Below are 18,227 nucleotides of genomic sequence, written 5' to 3'. Positions count from 1 at the left end.
CTGATGAACTTCATTTTTTAAGGGATGAATTTAACTGGTTATGTTCTTTTTGTGAATATTTTTTTCTGAATGGGTATCATTGGTAGCCACTTAAGGTCAGTTAATTTTTACAACATATGCAAGAAACTGAACGTTATTTTAACGCGAGCGGCGGCGGGGTCGGCCGTCGTGCAAATTATTGAGGAGCGCTTGTTGCCTTAATACTTGCTCGAAATTCAAGAGGCGTTAGTTTTGTGCGTTTTTTGAACAGCTTACTAAAGGATTGTGGATGTTCAAAACCCAAGCCATAGGCAATCTCGCTTACGGAAGCCGATGTGGTCGATAATTTTTCTTTAGCCATTTCAATGACTTTATCCTGTATATGTTGGCGAGTGTTTTGTCCGGTAATATGCCGCAACATCGTGCTGAGGTAATCTGGTGTGATATGAAGTTTTTCACTGATATAGGACACCGTTGGCAAGCCCTGCCGAGTCAGTAGCTCGCTGCTACAATAGTCCACTAGAATTTTTTCAAAACGGGTGAGAATTTCGTGGTTGTTTTTTTCCCGGGTGAGGAACTGTCTTTTATAGAATCGTTGTGAATAGTTCAATAACAACCCGATCTGTGAGATGATGATGCTTTTGCTAAATTCGTCCATATTTGAAGCGTATTCATGTTGTATATTCGCAAAAATTTGGGCAATAATCGTTTCTTCTTTTTCTGATAGGAAAAGTGCTTCATTGATCGCGTAATTGAAAAAATCATATTGTCTGAATTTTTGCGATAGCTCGGTATTCCATAGGAAATCAGGATGGATAAGTAAAATCCATCCTGATGGTTTATTCTTCAACTGTTGTTCGTCAATCGTAATATCCAGTACCTGATTAGGAGCAAAAAAAGACATGAGTCCTTCATCAAAGTCATAATCCTGCCGTCCGTACTGCCATTTACCGATAACATTCTTTTTAAAGGCAATGGAATAAAATCCCTGCGTAAAATGCAATAGCATTTCATCGTGGTACATTTGACCGTAGTCTACCAAGCTGATCAGGGGATGCTCCGGCTTGGGCAACCGATTTCGCTGATGAAATTCGCTAATTGTTTTAATATGCGTGAATGTTTTCATTACCCAAAAATACGAAGAAATTAAAGATTCATTCCACCGGATATTTCAATACGTTGTGCATTGATCCAGTACGCTTCATCGGTACATAAAAAGGCAACCACAGCACCAATATCGGTGGGTAAACCAACGCGTCCTAATGCTGTATCGGCAGCCAGTGCTTTGTTAAGGGTTGAATTATCTCGCACTGCGCCGCCCATAATGTCGGTTTCAATGGCACCTGGCGCTACCACATTGGCACGAATTTTACGGGCGCCCAGTTCTTTTGCCTGATATTTGGTTAGTACCTCCAAACCGCCCTTCATTGCTGCGTAGGTTGCAAATCCAGGGGTTGTAAAACGGGTAAGCCCACTGGAAATGTTAATAATGCCACCGCCATTATTCATAATTTTTAAGGCATGTTGTGTAAGAAAGAATGGCGCCATTAAATGGATGTGTATCATGTCTTTAAACTCGCTGATGCTCGCGGCCTCAAAGGGTGCGGGTGCAATTTGTCCGGCGTTGTGTACGAGATAATCAATAGTCGAAGCCTGAAAATGGTTGTTTAATGCCGGCAGTAGTTTATCCGAAAAGAAGGGTTCGTAATTTTCATAGATGCTCACATCTAAAGGTAAGGCCAATGCTTTCTGTCCTATTTTTTCAATTTCAGATACCACACTGTCAGCAGCAGTTTGGTTAGATTGATAAGTTATCACTACATCTAATCCTTTTTTGGCGATATTGATGGCCATATCTCTTCCCAAGCCACGACTTCCGCCGGTAACCAATGCAATTTTATTTGTACTCATGATTTTAATTTTTTCTTGATACAAATTTCAGGATGTAATGAATTTGATTTGTAGCCCAACCCCGACACTTTGTAGCCCAATCAGTATTGCAGGCGTTGGCCTGCATCAGCACGGAATCATTATAGCCAGAAATTTAAGAGGGGAGGGCGTTTGAAAAAAACTTGCTGAGATATATTAAGCAGTCCGAAGCCGCGATTTCCACGCGTAACCAATGCAATATTATTTGCATTCATGATACAATTTGCGATGATAGTGCAGATGTTTATGGATTGGTACGGCATAGGGCCTAAATCGCTAGAATGCCAAGACATAAACCATATTCAAAAGAAACAAACCTGTGGGTGGGACGGAAAATCGGGGGCCGCTGTTTTAATCCGTGGCGTGAAGAGGAAATAGCACTGCCCAGAGTGTTGAAAGAAAATCCGATAGTAAATGAAGAGTCATGACCTTCCTTTTTAAAGAATGAATTTAACGGTCTATGCTCTTTTTTTGTTATCGCGGAGAAATACGTCATTTTGGCTTACAATATTTCGTTTTAGATTAATTTCAGGTTTATAGTAATGTCCACTTTTGCATAGTACAATTAAAACAAATAAATATGCAAAAGACAATTTTTATTACCGGAGCCTCATCTGGATTGGGAAAAGCAACCGCCAAATTATTTCAGGCGAAAGGCTGGCAAGTAATTGCCACCATGAGGAGCCCGGAGAAGGAAACTGAACTGGCCCAGCTTTCAAATGTAACCTTATTGCCACTGGATGTTACGAATAGAGCACAAATCCAAAAAACGGTAACGGAAATTTTGAAATCTCATTCTGTTGATGTGGTCTTGAACAATGCAGGTTATGGCCTCATCGGTCCTTTAGAAGCGTTCAGCGATGAGCAGATCGATGCTCAGCTGCAGACCAATCTATTCGGTGTCATCCACGTTACAAAAGCATTCGTCCCTTACTTTCGGGAAAGGAAAAGCGGGACATTCATCAACATTACTTCTACATTTGGCCTGCTAGGCTATCCAACTTGCTCCGTTTATAATGCTAGCAAGTTTGCCGTAGATGGTTTTTCAGAAGGTCTCGCTTATGAGTTAGCCAATTTTGGTGTCAAGGTTAAAGTGGTAGCACCAGGTGGTATGCAGACGGATTTTGCAGGAAGATCCTTACAGGGAGGGATGCACGAAGCTTATAATCGCTTGGCGGCAAAGGTAAGTGAAGGCTACAGCGAAGAACAGGTTGCCAATTACACAAAAGCAGCAGATGTAGCTCAGATTATTTATGACGCGGCCACGGATGGGAAAGATCAACTGCGGTATATAGCTGGTAATGATGCTATAGCCTTGTATAAGGAACGCCTCGAAGCGACACCGGAGGGACAATTTAAGAAAATACGTTCCCAGTTCATTTTTTAATCTTCATTTTGTTCCTTTCAAATCTTTATTGTCTCTCAGCAGGAATTAAATTTGATTAAGTTTGTATATCGTGAAAAAACATCCCGTCATATTCAATTCCATATCTCAGCTGCATAAAGCGATGGGACAAGCTGCACCATCCCATCCGCTCATCAGCATCATGAATTATGGGGAAGCACGTTTTGATCCTAAAGATTTTGAAGAGGGCATTATTCTGAACTTTTACAAAATATCATTCAAAACGAGTTTTTCGGGAAAGTTGAAATACGGTCAGGGATTCTATGATTTTGAAGAGGGGGGGATGTCTTTCATCGCGCCTGGTCAACTTTTAAAAATGCAGGACGAAGAGGCCGACTACAGTGGTATGACGCTGCATATTCATCCCGACTTTCTTAGGTCTTATCCACTAAATTCGGCCATCAAACAATATGGTTATTTTAGCTATTCCGCGGCAGAGGCTTTATATCTTTCTGAAAAAGAAAAGGCAACCATCCTCAGCATTTACAGATTTATTCAGGATGAGCTGAACGAGCGGATTGATAAATTTAGCCAGGATGTGATTATTTCACAAATTGAATTGCTGCTTAATTATGCCAATCGTTTTTATGATCGTCAATTCCTTACCCGAAAGGCGGTGAACAATGATCTTTTGGTAAGACTGGAACAACAATTGGAAGATTATTTTAAGGACGATAAGTTATTAACAGGGGGATTGCCTTCTGTTGCTACCCTTGCAGAAAACCTGCATGTTACGCCACGTTACCTGAGTGATTTGTTGCGAAACCTGATCGGTTTGAACGCACAACAGTTCATCCACGAAAAGGTGATTGAAAAAGCAAAGGAATATCTCGCAAAAAATGACCTAACGGTGGCCCAAATCGCTTATCACTTGGGCTTTGAACACCCGCAGTCTTTCAATAAATTGTTCAAAAGCAAAACATCTTTATCTCCTTCAGGCTATAAAAAAAGTTTACGGAATTAGACTAAAGGCCTTGGATGCCAGGCTTCCCGTAGAATTATAGCACTACTTATGGTGCGCATGGAAAATCTGGTAAATCTAATCAGCGGAATTTTGTTTCGCAATAAAAAACATAGAAAAATGAATACAGTTAAAAAATGACCTTAAGTGGATAATTCTGGAACGTATGTTCTAAATATCTTATTATCTTTGCAATTAATTTATGGCAAGAAGTGTAGAATTTGACGAGCAATTGGCAATTTCCAGAGCAATGGATGTTTTCTGGAAAAAGGGTTATAATGGAGCTACTATGCGCGATTTGACCGAAGCGATGGGCATCAGCAGCAGCAGTCTTTACAATACGATCGGCGATAAACATCAACTTTTTCTAAAATCCATTAAGTACTATACCGAATCGAGAATGGCGGCCGCCCGAAAACAATTGCAACCTATTAAATCTCCTTTAAAAGCGATAGAGAAGTTTATTCTATCGTCTGTTTATGCCATTACAAATGAACCTAACAGTTGTTTGGCTATCAAAACAACTTTTGAAGTAGCTACTACTGATGAGCAGGTGCAGAAAATTATAAAGGCTGATAACGAATTTACCTATAATCTTTTGATAGATCTGGTTGGGAAAGCGATTGAAGCAAAGGAAATCAAGGTGAGCCAAGATGCGGAAATGCTGACGGACTATATCATCAACCATTTTACCGGCTGGCATGAATCCTTCATTATTCACCGAGACAAAACACGGATCAAGAAAATGGCTGCCTTCTTGATAAGACAAATAAATCAATAATTTTTTTACTTTTTTTTTGGAACAAACGTTCTATAATTATGAATAAACTAGCTATACAACAGGAATATAAAGCCTATTACACGGCAAGGGAGCAAGCCGAAATTGTAGAGATAGATAAAGCAGCCTATATTTCTATTCTTGGAAAAGGAAGTCCGGGTACTGCTGTTTTCTATGAAAAGAAAAAAGCAATCGCGGCATTTGTAGCAGCACTGGAAAACAAGCATGCAGGGACAAGCAGCGCATTTACTAGTAATATTGTGGAAATATTTTATTGGTTTAATGAGGAAGAGGTTGGATACGTAGATATCGGCAACTTCTATACAACAGTTGATCTTGAATTACTGTACTACCGAATTGCAATACGCGTTCCGGATTTTATTACCGATAAGGAAATTAAAAAGGTTGCCAAAGAAAGGCCTGATATTTCATTCGCGAATGACTTTCAACATTTCACCTATACAGCAGGAACCTGCGTGCAGCTTCTGCATGTAGGGCCTTTTGCAGGAGAATTAGAGACACTACCTGTTTTGCAACAGTTTGCGACGGACAATGGTTTTAGAAAATCCGGTATGCACCATGAGATCCATTTAACAAATTTTGAAGTTGGACAAAGTCAGACACATCTGCAAACTATCCTGCGTGATTCTGTAACAAAGCAAAACTAATTTTTTTAATCATATCTGGAACATATGTTTCAGTAATAACAATTATTTATGGAAAAATCAACGAAAGAATTATCGGGTAAAATTGCCTTAGTAACGGGTGGTACTAAAGGTATCGGAAAAGCCATCGTAGATGAACTTGCTCAACTTGGTGCTACCGTGATTATTACAGCAAGAAGCAAACCTGATGGAAACCTCAGACACGCATTTATAGCAGCAGACCTTACTAAGCCCGAAGACAATGAGCAGTTGGCGAAAGAAATTATAGCAGAATACCGCGGACTGGATATTTTAATTAATAATGTAGGTGGTACCTCTGCGCCGGCAGGTGGCTTTAGCGTTTTGTCTGATGCCGACTGGGAAAATGACCTGCAATTGAATTTATTGGCAGCAATTAAGTTAGACAAAGCACTTGTTCCATTAATGATTGAACGTAACACAGGTGTGGTTATCCATATTTCCTCCCTCAATGGTAAGTTACCGCTTTATGCTTCTAATTTTTCTTACGGTGTTACCAAAGCAGCTCTTAATAATTATAGCAAGGCATTGGCTAATGAAGTTGCCCCCAAAGGTGTCCGGGTGATAACCGTTTCACCTGGTATGGTAAAAACCACGGCCATGGAAACTTTTCTGAATAGCTATGGTACCTCCATTGGAAAAAATTTGGACGAAACTGCGCAGTTGGTAATGAACAGTTTGGGCGGTGTACCCATGAACAGACTGGCCCAACCCGAAGAAATAGCACATCTGGTGGGCTTTCTGGTTTCGCCAAAAGCCTCTTACATCACTGGAACCAACTATGTGATTGATGGCGGAACTATTCCTACTACTTTTTAGGTCTCTAGTTTAAAAAAAAGTAAAAAATAAAACGAAACAGATGTTTCAATACAACAATCAATAATGGAAAAATTTGCAAAAGAACTAACCGGGAAATTAGCGTTAGTAACGGGTGGTACTAAAGGTATCGGAAGAGCAATTGCCGACAGATTGCTTGAAGCGGGTGCCACGGTGGTAGTGACTGCCAGAAATCATCCAGGCGACGAAAATTTGAAGTCTTATTTTATCCCAACAGATTTGACTATTCCTAGTGAAACCGATAAAGTAGTGCGGGAAATCAACAAAAAATTTGGAACCATCGATATTTTGGTCAATAACATGGGTGGATCTACCAGTCCGTCGGGAGGATTTGCTGCTCTTACTGATGAACATTGGGAAAATGATCTGCAATTAAATTTGCAATCTTCTATTCGGATTGACAGGGCAATTTTACCCCAAATGGCAGAACAGAAAGGGGGTGTTATTATCCATATTTCATCACTAAGTGGTATTTTACCCTTATATGAATCGCTTGGAGCGTATGCCGTTGCAAAAGCTGCCTTAAATAACTATAGCAAAAGCCTGTCAAAAGAATTTACCCCTAAGGGCATACGCGTTGCAGCGGTTTCTCCGGGGATGGTAAAAACCGACACAATGGGTGATTATTTACAATCATTATCTGATACCTCAGGACGCAGTGTTGAAGAAGTTACACAGGATTTGATGACCACTCTAGGTGGTGTACCGATGGGCAGAATGGCCCTTCCTGAAGAAATAGCAGAGCTGGTTGGGTTTCTTGTATCCCCGAGAGCCTCCTATATTACTGGTGTAAACTATATTATTGACGGAGGAGCAAATCCGTCATTGTAAGATAACTGATGGGTTCACCTGGGCTGCGAAAAATATTGCCTCGGTTGCGCTTCCACCAAAAAACAAATAGATCATAAATAACATCTAATTTTTAAATTAAGGTTTTAAATAGAAATGAACAATAAACGCAAATTGCTGATTTACGGAGCCACGGGATATACTGGTAAAATTATTACTGCCAGAGCAAAAGCACTAAACTTAGATTTTGAGATAGCTGGAAGATCGGAAGATAAGATCAAAGCGATGGCACGGGAGTTAAATATACCCTACCATATTTTTACGGTAGACGACTCTAAAGCTTGGGAAAGGGCATTGACGGACAAACAAGTACTCATAAATGCGGCTGGCCCTTTTCTACTTACAGCGGAGCTAGCTATGAATGCCTGCCTTGACGCTGGAGTCCATTATCTTGATATAAGTGCAGAACTAGACACCTACCGACTGGCAGAATCTTTGGATGATAAAGCAAGGGTAGCAGGCATTCAGTTGATATCGGGTGCAGGGCTATTTGTCAGTTATGATGCATTGGTGGTGCACCTGTCAAAGTTAGTGGTCAAACCCGAATATTTGAAGGTAGGGTTCCGTCATTATGGTGGATTCTCCAGAGGCTCGGTTTTAAGTAGTAAGAACATTGCCGATTTGGGCATATTAATCCGTAAAAATGGAGAAATCCTTAATAACCCACACCCAAGGTCTAAAGTGTTTTCATTCGGGGAAGAAGCGGTGGAATGTATGCCAACGCCATTGGGGGGAATTATTTTGAGCTATAAAGCTACGGGTATTCCCAATATCGAAGAATTTTTCTCTTTGAAACTGCCGGCCACAGAGCTGTCTGATTTAACAAACGAAAATCTGCCGGACGGACCAACAAAGGACGAACGTGCAGCGGGGCGAAATGGGATAGCAGCCGAGATTACGGGCAAAGACGGTACCGTTGTAAAAGCGTATGTAGATGCACCATGGGCTATGACCTTACTCCGCTTTCGGTAGTAGCGGTGGCACACCGCATCTTAAATAATGATTTTAAGATCGGTTATCAATCGCCCGGATCTGCTTACGGAGAAGAGATCATAAAAGATATTCCTGATACCCATCTAATTGATATTAGGCAACCAACACAAACATTTCTATAAATGAAAAATCAAAAAATGAGTAGCGAACAACAAATTTTGAATTTAATCGCCCAATATACACGCTACGTGGATCAAGCTAAATTTGATAAAGTGGGTGAACTCTTTGCCAACGGGAGAATAATTGCCCCAGGCGGCACCATGGAAGGAAAAGATGACGTTTCAAAGCATTTGGAGCAGAACCTTCAGGTATATGCTGATGGTACACCGAGAACGGCACATGTGACCACCAATAGTCTTTTAGATATTCTGGAAGATAACGACGAGGCGATAGCAGTTTCATACCTCACTATTTTTCAGCAGGATGCAGATCGTGATTTTTCATTGCAACCGATAGCTATCGGACGTTATCACGACCTATTCAAAAGAATGGATGGGAAATGGTATTTCTTGATTCGTGAGTTTATTATTACATTGGCGGGAGATCTTTCCCATCACGCTAAACCAAACACGATAGATCTAAGCACGATCGAAAACAATGGAAAATAAAAATTTGCCTGTGAACTTTAACAATGAAGATTCGTCAAAACGACAACAGATCGCTCCGTTTTGGCGAACCTTATATTGATAATTTGTTTCATTTTTGTACATCAATTAAAAGTATAAATAAAATGAGTTATTGCGATTATATACCCATGATGAAAGAGCCTAGCCGTAGCCTTCATCAAAACTATCATGACAGCTATTATGGTTTTCCTATTCATGATGATAATGAGCTTTTCGGACGCCTGATTATGGAAATCAATCAGGCGGGACTGAGTTGGGAAACCATTTTGAAAAAAGAAGAAGGCTTCCGAAAAGCATACAACGATTTTAATATTGAAACGATTGCCAACTACACAGAAGCAGATCGGGAAAGGCTGTTGGCAGATGCCGGTATCATCCGCAACAAACTGAAGGTAAATGCAGCCATCGAAAATGCCAAAACTATTTTAGCCTTGCAAAAAGAATATGGCAGTTTTGAAAAATGGCTGGAACATCATCATCCGAAAAGCAAAGAGGAGTGGGTAAAGTTGTTTAAGAAAACCTTCCGTTTTACTGGTGGCGAAATCGTAAATGAGTTTTTGATGAGCATCGGCTATCTGCCGGGGGCACACGCTGAAACCTGTTCTGTCCATAAAACAATTTTAACAACCAAACCCATGTGGTTAAGAAAGTAAAGCAGATAAATTGATTCAGTAAAATCACATAAGAATGAATAAAGAAGATTTTGACGAGATCATTCGTCACTCGATGATAATTAGAAAGAAATACCACGAACTGGAACTGCAACATCACGGCAGCAAATGGACGGTGGAAGAAGATGCCTTGGCGTATCTTACCGATGCAGGATTAGTAGGGCGTAATATCATGTCTGAGCAGCAACGCTGGCCGAAAGCAGGTTCAAAAGATGAATTAGAACATAAGCTAGGTGAAAATATCTGGTGGCTTATTGTTTTGGCTGAAAGATCTGGTATCGATATCAAAGATGCAATTAATAACTTTTTAACGAAAACAGATGCTGCATTGGGGTAAATATTTGTAAATAAGTCTTTCGTGCATGTTTATAAAAATTACTCAATGTACTGAGTAATTTTTAGCAGTACATTGAGTAATTCCAAAATTAACCGATATATAAAGCAATATCATTGCGACACACCTCTCCTAAATGCGTTGGGGGTACATCCCGTGTTCTTTTTAAAGAAAAAATTAAAATTAGGTTGATCAGAAAAACCCACCGCGTAACTAATTTGATCTAAGGTCCAGGTAGTTTGTATTAAAAGTGCTTTGCATTCATCCAAAAGTCTCCCCTTAATATGCGTACTTACATTCTGCCCGGTTCGTTTTTTAAGAATCCGGTTTAAATAATTAGGATGCAGATTGAGGGAGACTGCAAATTCCTGTGCAGTTCGGAGCCGGATAGGGTTTTCATAGTTAATTTGAGAGACTTCTTCTTCCAGTAAACCAAAAAAGCGATGAATATGGTCGTACTCTTCATCTGTTCGTTGCGGAACAAGGTAATTGGATTTTCGGGCACTTTCAATCATCAGTAGTTGTATATAGGCCTGAATAGCATCATATCCCAATTCATTACCTTGCTCTTGATACATGCTTTCCCAAAGGCGGTTAAAGCCGGGAAGGTCTCTGTCTTCTATCCGGATGACTGATTTTGACTTGTCTTTAAATAAGTTTAGTCGCTCTAGTGTCGCCTTCAACATGGGGTGGTGATTGATAAAATCCCTTTTGAAAAGCAGGTAATATCCGGCCGATTCTCCCGAAGTTTTCTGCCAGGAGATAATGTCATTGGGATGAATAAAAAGTAGAGTCGGCGTATCGATTAAATACTTGTTGAGCCCTAAGGTGAAAACTCCTTTTCCGCCGGCGATCATCAGAATTTTATAAAAGTCTCGTCGATTAGCGGAGAGGTAATTACGGCAGTCTTCAATCTCACGATTGAACACTTTGATGGGGGGACGGTCGTGGGCCTCCCGGTATATAGGTGTAAGTTCCGGGAAATCACGAAGCCGATCTATCGCTTTGTGGTCCATGCTCATTTTCATAGACGTGGTTAGTTTTCGTTCCATAAAGTTATCAAAAATCTTAAAATTTTTGGTCAGGTTTGATTTTCATAAAATCCGGCTTTTTTTTCCTATAAGAATCCTTCCCTATCTGCTGCAACTTTGTCTTAACAAAACGAAATAAAAACATAACAACTAAAAAGCAATAGTATGGAAATCAATCTCAATGAATCAAGACAGGTTGTGCAGCAAGCTAGGGCAAAGGCTATACAACTCAATGTAAATGTAAATATTGCGATACTGGATACGGGCGGACATCTTAAGACTTTTGAAAGGATGGATGACGCCTTCTTAGGATCCATGGACATCGCCATCAAGAAAGCGAAAACGGCCAGCCTTTTTAGAACCAGTAGCGAAAACGTTGGCGAATACCTAAAACCTGAAGCAGGAACCTACGGCATGGTAAACACCAACAATGGTCTGGTGGGATTTGCCGGCGGACTTCCAATTCTGAAGGATAAACGTATCATCGGCTACATCGGTGTATCAGGCGGTGCCGTTTCGGAAGACTTACAGATTGCAACCGCGGGAGCGGAAATTTTTAACCAAAATTAATTAGAACACTAATAAACATTTTATTACCAATTTTAAAACGATAAAAAATGGAAGCTAAAACAATTTTAATTACAGGAGCAGGTTCAGGATTCGGAAAAGGAGCTGCATTAGGAATGGCTAAAAACGGACACAACATCATTGCAACGGTACACGTATCATCACAAGTAACCCCGCTTCGCGAAGAAGTTGCTGCCTTAGGTTTGTCTGATAAAATCCGCGTGGAACGCTTGGACCTTACCGATCAGTATGATATCAAACAAGCCTTAAAATGGGACTTTGATATTCTTTGGAACAATGCCGGAATGGGGGAGGCGGGGCCCGTTTGGGAGATTCCGGTAGATCTGGTACGGAAAAACTTTGAAGTGAATGTTTTTCTCCCGCTGATTCTTACGCAAGGGGTGGTGCAGCGATGGGTGCGAGACGGCAAAAAAGGAAAAGTGGTATTCACCTCGTCGATGGGAGGTTTGTTTACACCTGCTAACTGGGGCACCTATGTTTCTACCAAACACGCGCTGGAATCTTTGGCAGAAGCCTTGCAGCAAGAGCTTGCAGGGTATGGTATCAAGGTACAGACCATTAACCCGGGTGCTTATTATACGGGATATAACGAAACCATGGCTGATAATCCGTTCCGTTGGTTGGATGATGAAGTCAACTTTACGAAAAGAGCAGACCTTCGCAAAGGTTTTGATGATTTCTTTGCTACACCGGAAGGAAAAATGGATCCGAAAGAAATGATAGATCGCATGATTGAAATCGTGCCGGCTGATGAAGGGAAATTCAGAAATGTAGTTCCTAAAGTGATTGAAGATATGCTCAAAGATCATCAATTGAAAGCTTGGGAGAATCGCATTTGATTTTAAAGGAAAACAAGCCTTAACCAACGTTGAGGCTTGTTTCGATCAACTAACTAAAAGTATAATCCTAATGAAACTATTATTAATTTCTCTTTTTATGATTTCATTTTCGATAGCGTCAGCTCAAAATTACAGCGAAGCGGAATTGGCCAATAAAGAAATTATTACAAACGCTTTTCACGACTGGCAGGAGGGGACGGGTAATTTTTTCGATTTATTGACGGACGATTTGCATTGGGAAATAACGGGATCTACACCTTACTCAAGGGTCTATAACTCCAAAAAGGAATTTTTGGATCAGGTGATTATTCCGCTCAACAAGAAATTGAAGGTAAAAATCAAACCAACGGTACGTAATATTTTTGTTGACGGTGATATGGTAATTGCGCTTTGGGATGGCGAAGCTACGGCGCTGGACGGAAAACCTTATCGTAGCTCGTATTCATGGTATATGAAAATGAAAGATGGCAAAATAACCGAAGTAGTTGCTTTTCTTGACGGGATTGAATTTAGTGATATCATGGAGCGGATATCTGTTGAAGAATAAAAACCTCAATTGTCATGACTTCTTCATATAACACCTAATTAGACCAATCAGTCTAATTAGGTGTTATCTTTGTGGACCAAATGGTTCAATATATGAAAAAATTAGAAAATAAGGTTGCGCTGGTTACAGGCGCTTCAAAAGGGATCGGCGCCGCTATTGCCAAAAAGTTGGCAACAGAAGGTGCCGCGGTGGTGGTTAACTATGGTGCTGCGCAAGCGGATGCAGAAAAGGTAGTTGCCGAAATTGTAAACAATGGAGGTAAAGCGACTGCCATTCAAGCGGATGTATCCAAGGCAGCGGATGTGGATCGTCTCTTTGCGGAAGCGCTTAGCCGGTACGGCAGCTTGGATGTGTTGGTAAACAATGCAGGGATCTATGAGTGGGCTCCCATTGAAGCGTTTACAGAAGAAAGTTTTCACCGTCAGTTTAATATCAATGTATTGGGACTAATTTTAGCATCGAAAATTGCCGTGAATAGTTTTGGAGAAAAAGGAGGGAGCATCATCAATATTGGTTCGGTCGTATCGAGCGCTACACCTGCCGGCAGTGCCGTGTATACGGCGACTAAAAGTGCCGTTGATGGAATTACTCGTGTGTTGTCAAAAGAATTGGGCCCTCGAAATATCCGCGTAAACTCGATCAATCCAGGGGTGGTGGCTACGGAAGGTTCACGCGCTGCCGGTTTTGTGGGAAGCGAATTTGCAGAGGCCATGGCGAATGAGACACCGCTGCGTCGTATTGGTGAGCCTGATGACATTGCGGCCGTGGCGGCGTTTTTGGCATCTGACGATTCAAAATGGTTAACCGGAGAGCTTATCCTGGCGAGTGGTGGCTTGCGGTAATGTTTTTTCTATTAAAATCAATAGCTTTGCCTCTGTTGGGTAAGGCTATTTTTTATGAGAACAAAAGACTTTGATGAGAACGAGATATTAAAGAAAGCGATTTCTATTTTTTGGGAGAAAGGTTATCATGCGACTTCCCTGTATGATTTAATAGAAGGCCTCGGCATCGGGCGGTCAAGTATTTACCATGCCTTCGGCGACAAACATAAGCTGTTTGTAAAAGCGCTTGAGCGATATCAGGAGGAAGCGACCGCACGTATTGAAGCCGCCCTGAACGATGCATCCTCCGTTAAAGAGGGAATTAAGGCACTCTTACGTATCGGTGTTGTGGATAGGCTCGACAGTGCATGCCCTAAAGGATGTTTTAAGGTGAATACGGAGGTAGAGCTTGCTACCCATGATGAATTGATCAGGAAGGTGCTGCGCGAGGATGAACGGCTAATTGAAGAGGCACTGATCAAAGCGATTAAAAAAGGACAGGCTGACAGGCAGATCAACGCTTCCAAAGATCCAAAGGTACTTGCGCATTTTTTATGTAACACCATCACGGGGTTGCGCGTGTATTCCAAAGTTCGGAGCGATCGTTCATTTTTCGAAGGCGTCATCGAAACGGCCTTGTCGGTGTTGGATTAACCATGTATATCTGTTCGCAAGCGTACACCTAGGTGTTCGTAATCGCACATTGATTAGCGGGGAAAGGGGCCGCTGGATGTCTTTTATCAACAAATAAGTAATTTGGCAGCTTTATTGAAGGTGATGGTTACACCCGATAATCTGCATACGATGTTAAAAAATTATCTCAAGGTAGCTTGGCGAAATCTGGTTAGAAACAAGGTACATGCCGTGATCAATATTTTTGGTCTGGCATTCGGTATGACCATTAGTATCTTGATTGCTTTATGGATTTGGGATGAGGTGTCATTTAACAAGCGCTTCAAAGATAATGAGCGTATTGTCAAGGTATTACACCATTCTTCCGACGGCCTTCATATCAATACCTTTAATACGATATCCATTCCGACAGCCGAAGAACTCAAAGATAAGTTTGCGCAGGATTTTGAGGGAATCGCCTTGTATCGTAATGGGCGAGCAACGCTGACAAAAGAGAATGGGGAGGAGAAAGCCATTAGCCAGGGTTTTTATGCTGAACCTGCATTCCCTGCTATTTTATCTCTGAACTTAACAAGGGGATCTCTTGGTGATTTCACCGACCCATCCACCATCTTAATCAGTGAACGCCTTGCGGCGGTTCTTTTTAATCAAAGGGATCCAATAAATCAGACTATTAAAATAAACAATGAATCGTCTGCAAAGGTTATTGGTGTTTACCGGAACTTTGCACCCAATACCGATTTTAATAAACGGGACTTTATTCTTCCCTGGAGTCATTTGCTGGCGACGAGACCATGGGTTAAAAGGGCTTATAACCAATGGAATAATAATTCCTTTTATATTCTAGCTAAAATAGCGAAGCGTGCTGATTTAAAAAAGGTAACTAATAAAGTAAAGAACCTGCTGGTGGGTAAGCCTAATCGGGATGATCATCCCGAGATTATCCTTCAACCTGCTTCTGAATGGCATCTGTACAATGAGTTCAAAAATGGCAAAAATGTGGGCGGTAATATCCAGTTTGTGTGGATGTTTGGATTAATCGGCGTTTTTGTATGTCTATTGGCCTGTATTAATTTCATGAACCTCAGTACTGCGCGATCTCAGAAGCGGGCAACCGAGGTGGGGATTCGAAAGACAGTTGGATCTTCGAAAGCGTATTTGATTATTCAGTTTTTAAGCGAATCTGTACTGATTGCATTTTTTTCGGCTCTTGTAGCCATCGTATTGGTTTGGCTAGCCTTGCCTTGGTTCAATAACCTAGCTAATAAGGAGATTGTTTTTCCATTGCAGGCTCCGCTATTTTGGTTGGCCATTTTTCCGTTTGCACTGTTGACCGGGCTGTTATCCGGAAGTTATCCGGCGCTATACCTGTCTTCATTTAAACCGGTGGGGGTGTTAAAAGGCCTGATGAAGGTGGGAGGCTTTGCGGAGATATCGAGGCGCTCGCTAGTTGTTTTTCAGTTTACGGTTTCGCTTTCGCTGATTATCGGAACGGTAATCATTTATCAGCAGATAAACTATGTCAAAAACCGACCCTTGGGTTATAATCAAGACGGCTTGATCAGTGTGGAGATAAATACGCCGGATTTAAGGTTGCCAGGTGTTTATAACGTTTTGCGGAACGAGCTGCTGAATTCGGGGTATGTAGAGAACATGGCTGCGGCCTCTAATACTGCCACCGGCATCAATAACCATTTTGATGGCTTTGATTGGCCGGGGAAACAGCCTCATATCAATCAAAGTTTTGGCGTCTCTTACGTGACGCACGATTTTGGAAATACGGTAGCATGGGAATTTAAGGAGGGACGGGGTTTTTCAAGGGATTTTCCGACCGATAGCAATGCGGTTATTCTGAACGAAGCTGCGGTGCGGTATATGGCTTTACAGCATCCGGTGGGAGAGACGATAAAATTCGAGGATGTGCCCTATAAGGTAATTGGTGTGATTAAGAATGTGTTAATGGAATCGCCTTTTGAGGAAGTATACCCCAACGTATTTATGCTGAGTTACAATAACCTGGAAGCGATAACGATTAAGATCAAACCTAACGTAAGCACTGCGAAGGCGCTCAAAGCAATTGAGGTCGTACTAAAAAAATATGATCCGGCATCGCCATTTGCCTATAGTTTTGTGGATACAGACTATGCAGATAAGTTTTCCTTTGAGCAGAAAATAGGGAGTCTGGCTTCTTTATTTGCCGGCTTTGCTATTTTTATCAGTTGCTTGGGCATTTTCGGTTTAGCAGCGTTCATGGCCGAACAACGGACCAAGGAGATTGGCGTACGGAAGGTGCTGGGAGCGACGGTGTTCAATCTCTGGATTTTACTATCAACGAACTTTTTGCTGTTGGTCGTCATTTCCTTTTGTTTGGCGATTCCTATTTCGTGGTATATGATGGAAAATTGGTTGGCCGATTATGATTATCGTACGAATATTTCCATATGGGTCTTTGTTTTAACTGCGGTTGGGGCGGTGGTTCTTACCCTGGCTACCGTGAGTTTTCAAACGATAAAGGCAGCCTTGGCAAATCCGGTAAAATCGCTGAGGAGTGAATAGATTTTGTTTGCAGCGCTATATGGCGTGTCAGTTTCAGTTTTTCTTTCCGATCCAGCCTAAGTGAGTATGTTTAAAATCGTCATTAAACTTTAATCCATAGCCAAGCGCCCGATCCATGGCCGAATGTCCAAATAAAATGATGCCGGATAAGCCGAGCATCTGACTATCCAACCAATATGCCAAAATTAAAACGACAATGGCTAGTAATTTATGATGAAAAAAGTTATAAAGTGCGGCACCTACCCGTGGGTTGATCACATAACCAAGCATAGAAAGGTCCGGTAAGAGCAAACAGGCAGGGAAAACCCACCAGCTATAGTCCAGTTGGCTGAATAGGAGTATGGAAAGTAAAAGCTGTCCTAGTTCTTCCAGTTTTAATAGCGTATTCATCAAGGTTTTTATCTTGTTTAGGAACTACCCAATGTGTCGAGTAAACTTACTTAATACTGTGCATAAATCAAAACTGTCGAAAGCTCAATTTTTCCATTAAAACTTGTTTAAGCTACTAATCCGTTGTCTATTGATTTTTGTCTTTTACCTTTTATTTCTAAATTTACAATGGTTGTAATCTTCTTTTGCGACCGCCTACACAAGGTGTCTTGATTTTCGTAGTCAATGAAATCTTGTTTAGAAATGAATTACATGTTTTGAATAATGATTAGAGGACTTTACGAGACGCATATACAGGTGCGTGATCTAGAAATGGCAACCAAGTTTTATACAGAAGTATTGGGACTTAAGTTTGCACATCGTGATGAAACAAGGCCAATCGTTTTTCTATGGATTGGCCAAGATAAGGAATATATGTTGGGGCTTTGGGAAACCAAAGAAAACTTTCAGCCACGGCATTTTGCATTTAGGAGTACGAAGGAAGATATCTTAAACCGGGCACAACAGTTTTTAACAGACAGAAGGCTTCAGCCTTACAATTTTCTTAACGATGGAAGTGTGCAACCTATGGTGTTTGCTTGGATGCCGGCTTTGGCGATCTATTTCAATGATCCGGATGGCAATCAGCTGGAATTTATTTCAATTTTAGATGGTGATGGAAAACCTGAATTGGGGGTAATCTCGTATAAGGATTGGTTAAACCAATAAGACCTCCTTAAGCATCTCTAAAGACCGGAAAGTAAGCCACCGAAGAATCACTTATGATGCTTCTGTTTT

The 18,227-nt window shown here is 41.2% G+C and carries 21 protein-coding genes; 17 read left to right on the top strand and 4 right to left on the bottom strand.

Annotated features, from left to right (window positions below):
• Window positions 1-175: 175 nt before the first annotated feature.
• The gene (locus tag QT327_RS01855) at window positions 176-1,105 is read right to left on the bottom strand and encodes a helix-turn-helix domain-containing protein (protein ID WP_289551813.1); all 930 of its coding nucleotides are present in this window, start codon (window positions 1,103-1,105) and stop codon (window positions 176-178) included.
• A 20-nt stretch (window positions 1,106-1,125) separates the two neighbouring features.
• Entirely contained in the window at window positions 1,126-1,890 is a 765-nt protein-coding gene (locus QT327_RS01850) for an SDR family NAD(P)-dependent oxidoreductase (protein ID WP_289551812.1), read from the bottom strand.
• A gap of 598 nt (window positions 1,891-2,488) precedes the next feature.
• Here QT327_RS01850 and QT327_RS01845 point away from each other — a divergent pair.
• The 10 genes from QT327_RS01845 to QT327_RS01800 all read left to right on the top strand — a co-directional run bounded on the left by QT327_RS01845 (window position 2,489) and on the right by QT327_RS01800 (window position 10,048).
• Complete coding sequence (locus QT327_RS01845) at window positions 2,489-3,295, top strand: SDR family oxidoreductase (RefSeq protein ID WP_289551811.1); 807 nt, start codon at window positions 2,489-2,491, stop codon at window positions 3,293-3,295.
• Window positions 3,296-3,365: 70 nt separating this feature from the next.
• Window positions 3,366-4,277, top strand: coding sequence for a helix-turn-helix domain-containing protein (locus QT327_RS01840; protein ID WP_242627144.1), 912 nt, complete (start codon window positions 3,366-3,368; stop codon window positions 4,275-4,277).
• 199 nt (window positions 4,278-4,476) lie between these two features.
• The gene (locus QT327_RS01835; protein ID WP_013667606.1) at window positions 4,477-5,055 is read left to right on the top strand and encodes a TetR/AcrR family transcriptional regulator; all 579 of its coding nucleotides are present in this window, start codon (window positions 4,477-4,479) and stop codon (window positions 5,053-5,055) included.
• A gap of 38 nt (window positions 5,056-5,093) precedes the next feature.
• Complete coding sequence (locus tag QT327_RS01830; RefSeq protein WP_289551810.1) at window positions 5,094-5,720, top strand: hypothetical protein; 627 nt, start codon at window positions 5,094-5,096, stop codon at window positions 5,718-5,720.
• 48 nt (window positions 5,721-5,768) lie between these two features.
• Window positions 5,769-6,554 carry an SDR family oxidoreductase gene (locus QT327_RS01825; RefSeq protein ID WP_130855278.1) on the top strand — a complete coding sequence of 262 codons (786 nt, stop codon included), beginning with the start codon at window positions 5,769-5,771 and terminating at the stop codon, window positions 6,552-6,554.
• A 63-nt stretch (window positions 6,555-6,617) separates the two neighbouring features.
• Complete coding sequence (locus QT327_RS01820; RefSeq protein WP_289551808.1) at window positions 6,618-7,403, top strand: SDR family oxidoreductase; 786 nt, start codon at window positions 6,618-6,620, stop codon at window positions 7,401-7,403.
• A 114-nt stretch (window positions 7,404-7,517) separates the two neighbouring features.
• Window positions 7,518-8,393 carry a saccharopine dehydrogenase NADP-binding domain-containing protein gene (locus QT327_RS01815; RefSeq protein ID WP_289551806.1) on the top strand — a complete coding sequence of 292 codons (876 nt, stop codon included), beginning with the start codon at window positions 7,518-7,520 and terminating at the stop codon, window positions 8,391-8,393.
• 143 nt (window positions 8,394-8,536) lie between these two features.
• Window positions 8,537-9,022 carry a nuclear transport factor 2 family protein gene (locus QT327_RS01810; protein WP_289551805.1) on the top strand — a complete coding sequence of 162 codons (486 nt, stop codon included), beginning with the start codon at window positions 8,537-8,539 and terminating at the stop codon, window positions 9,020-9,022.
• A gap of 23 nt (window positions 9,023-9,045) precedes the next feature.
• The gene (locus QT327_RS01805) at window positions 9,046-9,693 is read left to right on the top strand and encodes a DNA-3-methyladenine glycosylase I (protein ID WP_289551804.1); all 648 of its coding nucleotides are present in this window, start codon (window positions 9,046-9,048) and stop codon (window positions 9,691-9,693) included.
• Window positions 9,694-9,727: 34 nt separating this feature from the next.
• Entirely contained in the window at window positions 9,728-10,048 is a 321-nt protein-coding gene (locus QT327_RS01800; RefSeq protein WP_289551803.1) for a nucleoside triphosphate pyrophosphohydrolase family protein, read from the top strand.
• A 110-nt stretch (window positions 10,049-10,158) separates the two neighbouring features.
• Here QT327_RS01800 and QT327_RS01795 read toward each other — a convergent pair whose 3' ends face one another.
• The gene (locus tag QT327_RS01795; protein ID WP_289551802.1) at window positions 10,159-11,097 is read right to left on the bottom strand and encodes a helix-turn-helix domain-containing protein; all 939 of its coding nucleotides are present in this window, start codon (window positions 11,095-11,097) and stop codon (window positions 10,159-10,161) included.
• Window positions 11,098-11,241: 144 nt separating this feature from the next.
• On the opposite strand from QT327_RS01795, the gene QT327_RS01790 reads away from it, so the two are divergent.
• From QT327_RS01790 to QT327_RS01765, 6 genes are all read left to right on the top strand, one after another.
• A complete protein-coding gene (locus tag QT327_RS01790) occupies window positions 11,242-11,646 on the top strand; it encodes a GlcG/HbpS family heme-binding protein (RefSeq protein WP_289551801.1) in 405 nt (134 codons plus the stop codon).
• A 47-nt stretch (window positions 11,647-11,693) separates the two neighbouring features.
• On the top strand, window positions 11,694-12,503 hold the full coding sequence (locus QT327_RS01785; protein ID WP_289551800.1) for an SDR family oxidoreductase: 810 nt from the start codon (window positions 11,694-11,696) through the stop codon (window positions 12,501-12,503).
• A 70-nt stretch (window positions 12,504-12,573) separates the two neighbouring features.
• Window positions 12,574-13,050: a nuclear transport factor 2 family protein gene (locus QT327_RS01780; RefSeq protein WP_289551799.1), complete on the top strand. Its 477-nt coding sequence runs from the start codon at window positions 12,574-12,576 to the stop codon at window positions 13,048-13,050.
• A 92-nt stretch (window positions 13,051-13,142) separates the two neighbouring features.
• Window positions 13,143-13,892 (top strand): SDR family NAD(P)-dependent oxidoreductase, encoded by a 750-nt coding sequence (locus tag QT327_RS01775; RefSeq protein WP_289551797.1) that lies wholly within the window; start codon window positions 13,143-13,145, stop codon window positions 13,890-13,892.
• Between the two features lie 54 nt (window positions 13,893-13,946).
• On the top strand, window positions 13,947-14,525 hold the full coding sequence (locus QT327_RS01770; RefSeq protein WP_130855287.1) for a TetR/AcrR family transcriptional regulator: 579 nt from the start codon (window positions 13,947-13,949) through the stop codon (window positions 14,523-14,525).
• A gap of 102 nt (window positions 14,526-14,627) precedes the next feature.
• Window positions 14,628-17,060: an ABC transporter permease gene (locus tag QT327_RS01765; RefSeq protein WP_289551796.1), complete on the top strand. Its 2,433-nt coding sequence runs from the start codon at window positions 14,628-14,630 to the stop codon at window positions 17,058-17,060.
• Between the two features lie 33 nt (window positions 17,061-17,093).
• Here QT327_RS01765 and QT327_RS01760 read toward each other — a convergent pair whose 3' ends face one another.
• The gene (locus QT327_RS01760; protein WP_013667591.1) at window positions 17,094-17,450 is read right to left on the bottom strand and encodes a DUF4260 domain-containing protein; all 357 of its coding nucleotides are present in this window, start codon (window positions 17,448-17,450) and stop codon (window positions 17,094-17,096) included.
• A 264-nt stretch (window positions 17,451-17,714) separates the two neighbouring features.
• Here QT327_RS01760 and QT327_RS01755 point away from each other — a divergent pair, with 264 nt between their 5' ends.
• Window positions 17,715-18,158 (top strand): VOC family protein, encoded by a 444-nt coding sequence (locus QT327_RS01755; RefSeq protein WP_130855288.1) that lies wholly within the window; start codon window positions 17,715-17,717, stop codon window positions 18,156-18,158.
• The last annotated feature ends 69 nt before the right edge of the window (window positions 18,159-18,227 follow it).

This window comes from Olivibacter sp. 47, from assembly GCF_030372825.1.
Taxonomy (GTDB): domain Bacteria; phylum Bacteroidota; class Bacteroidia; order Sphingobacteriales; family Sphingobacteriaceae; genus Olivibacter; species Olivibacter oleidegradans.
This window is presented reverse-complemented; position numbering and strand designations above follow the sequence as displayed.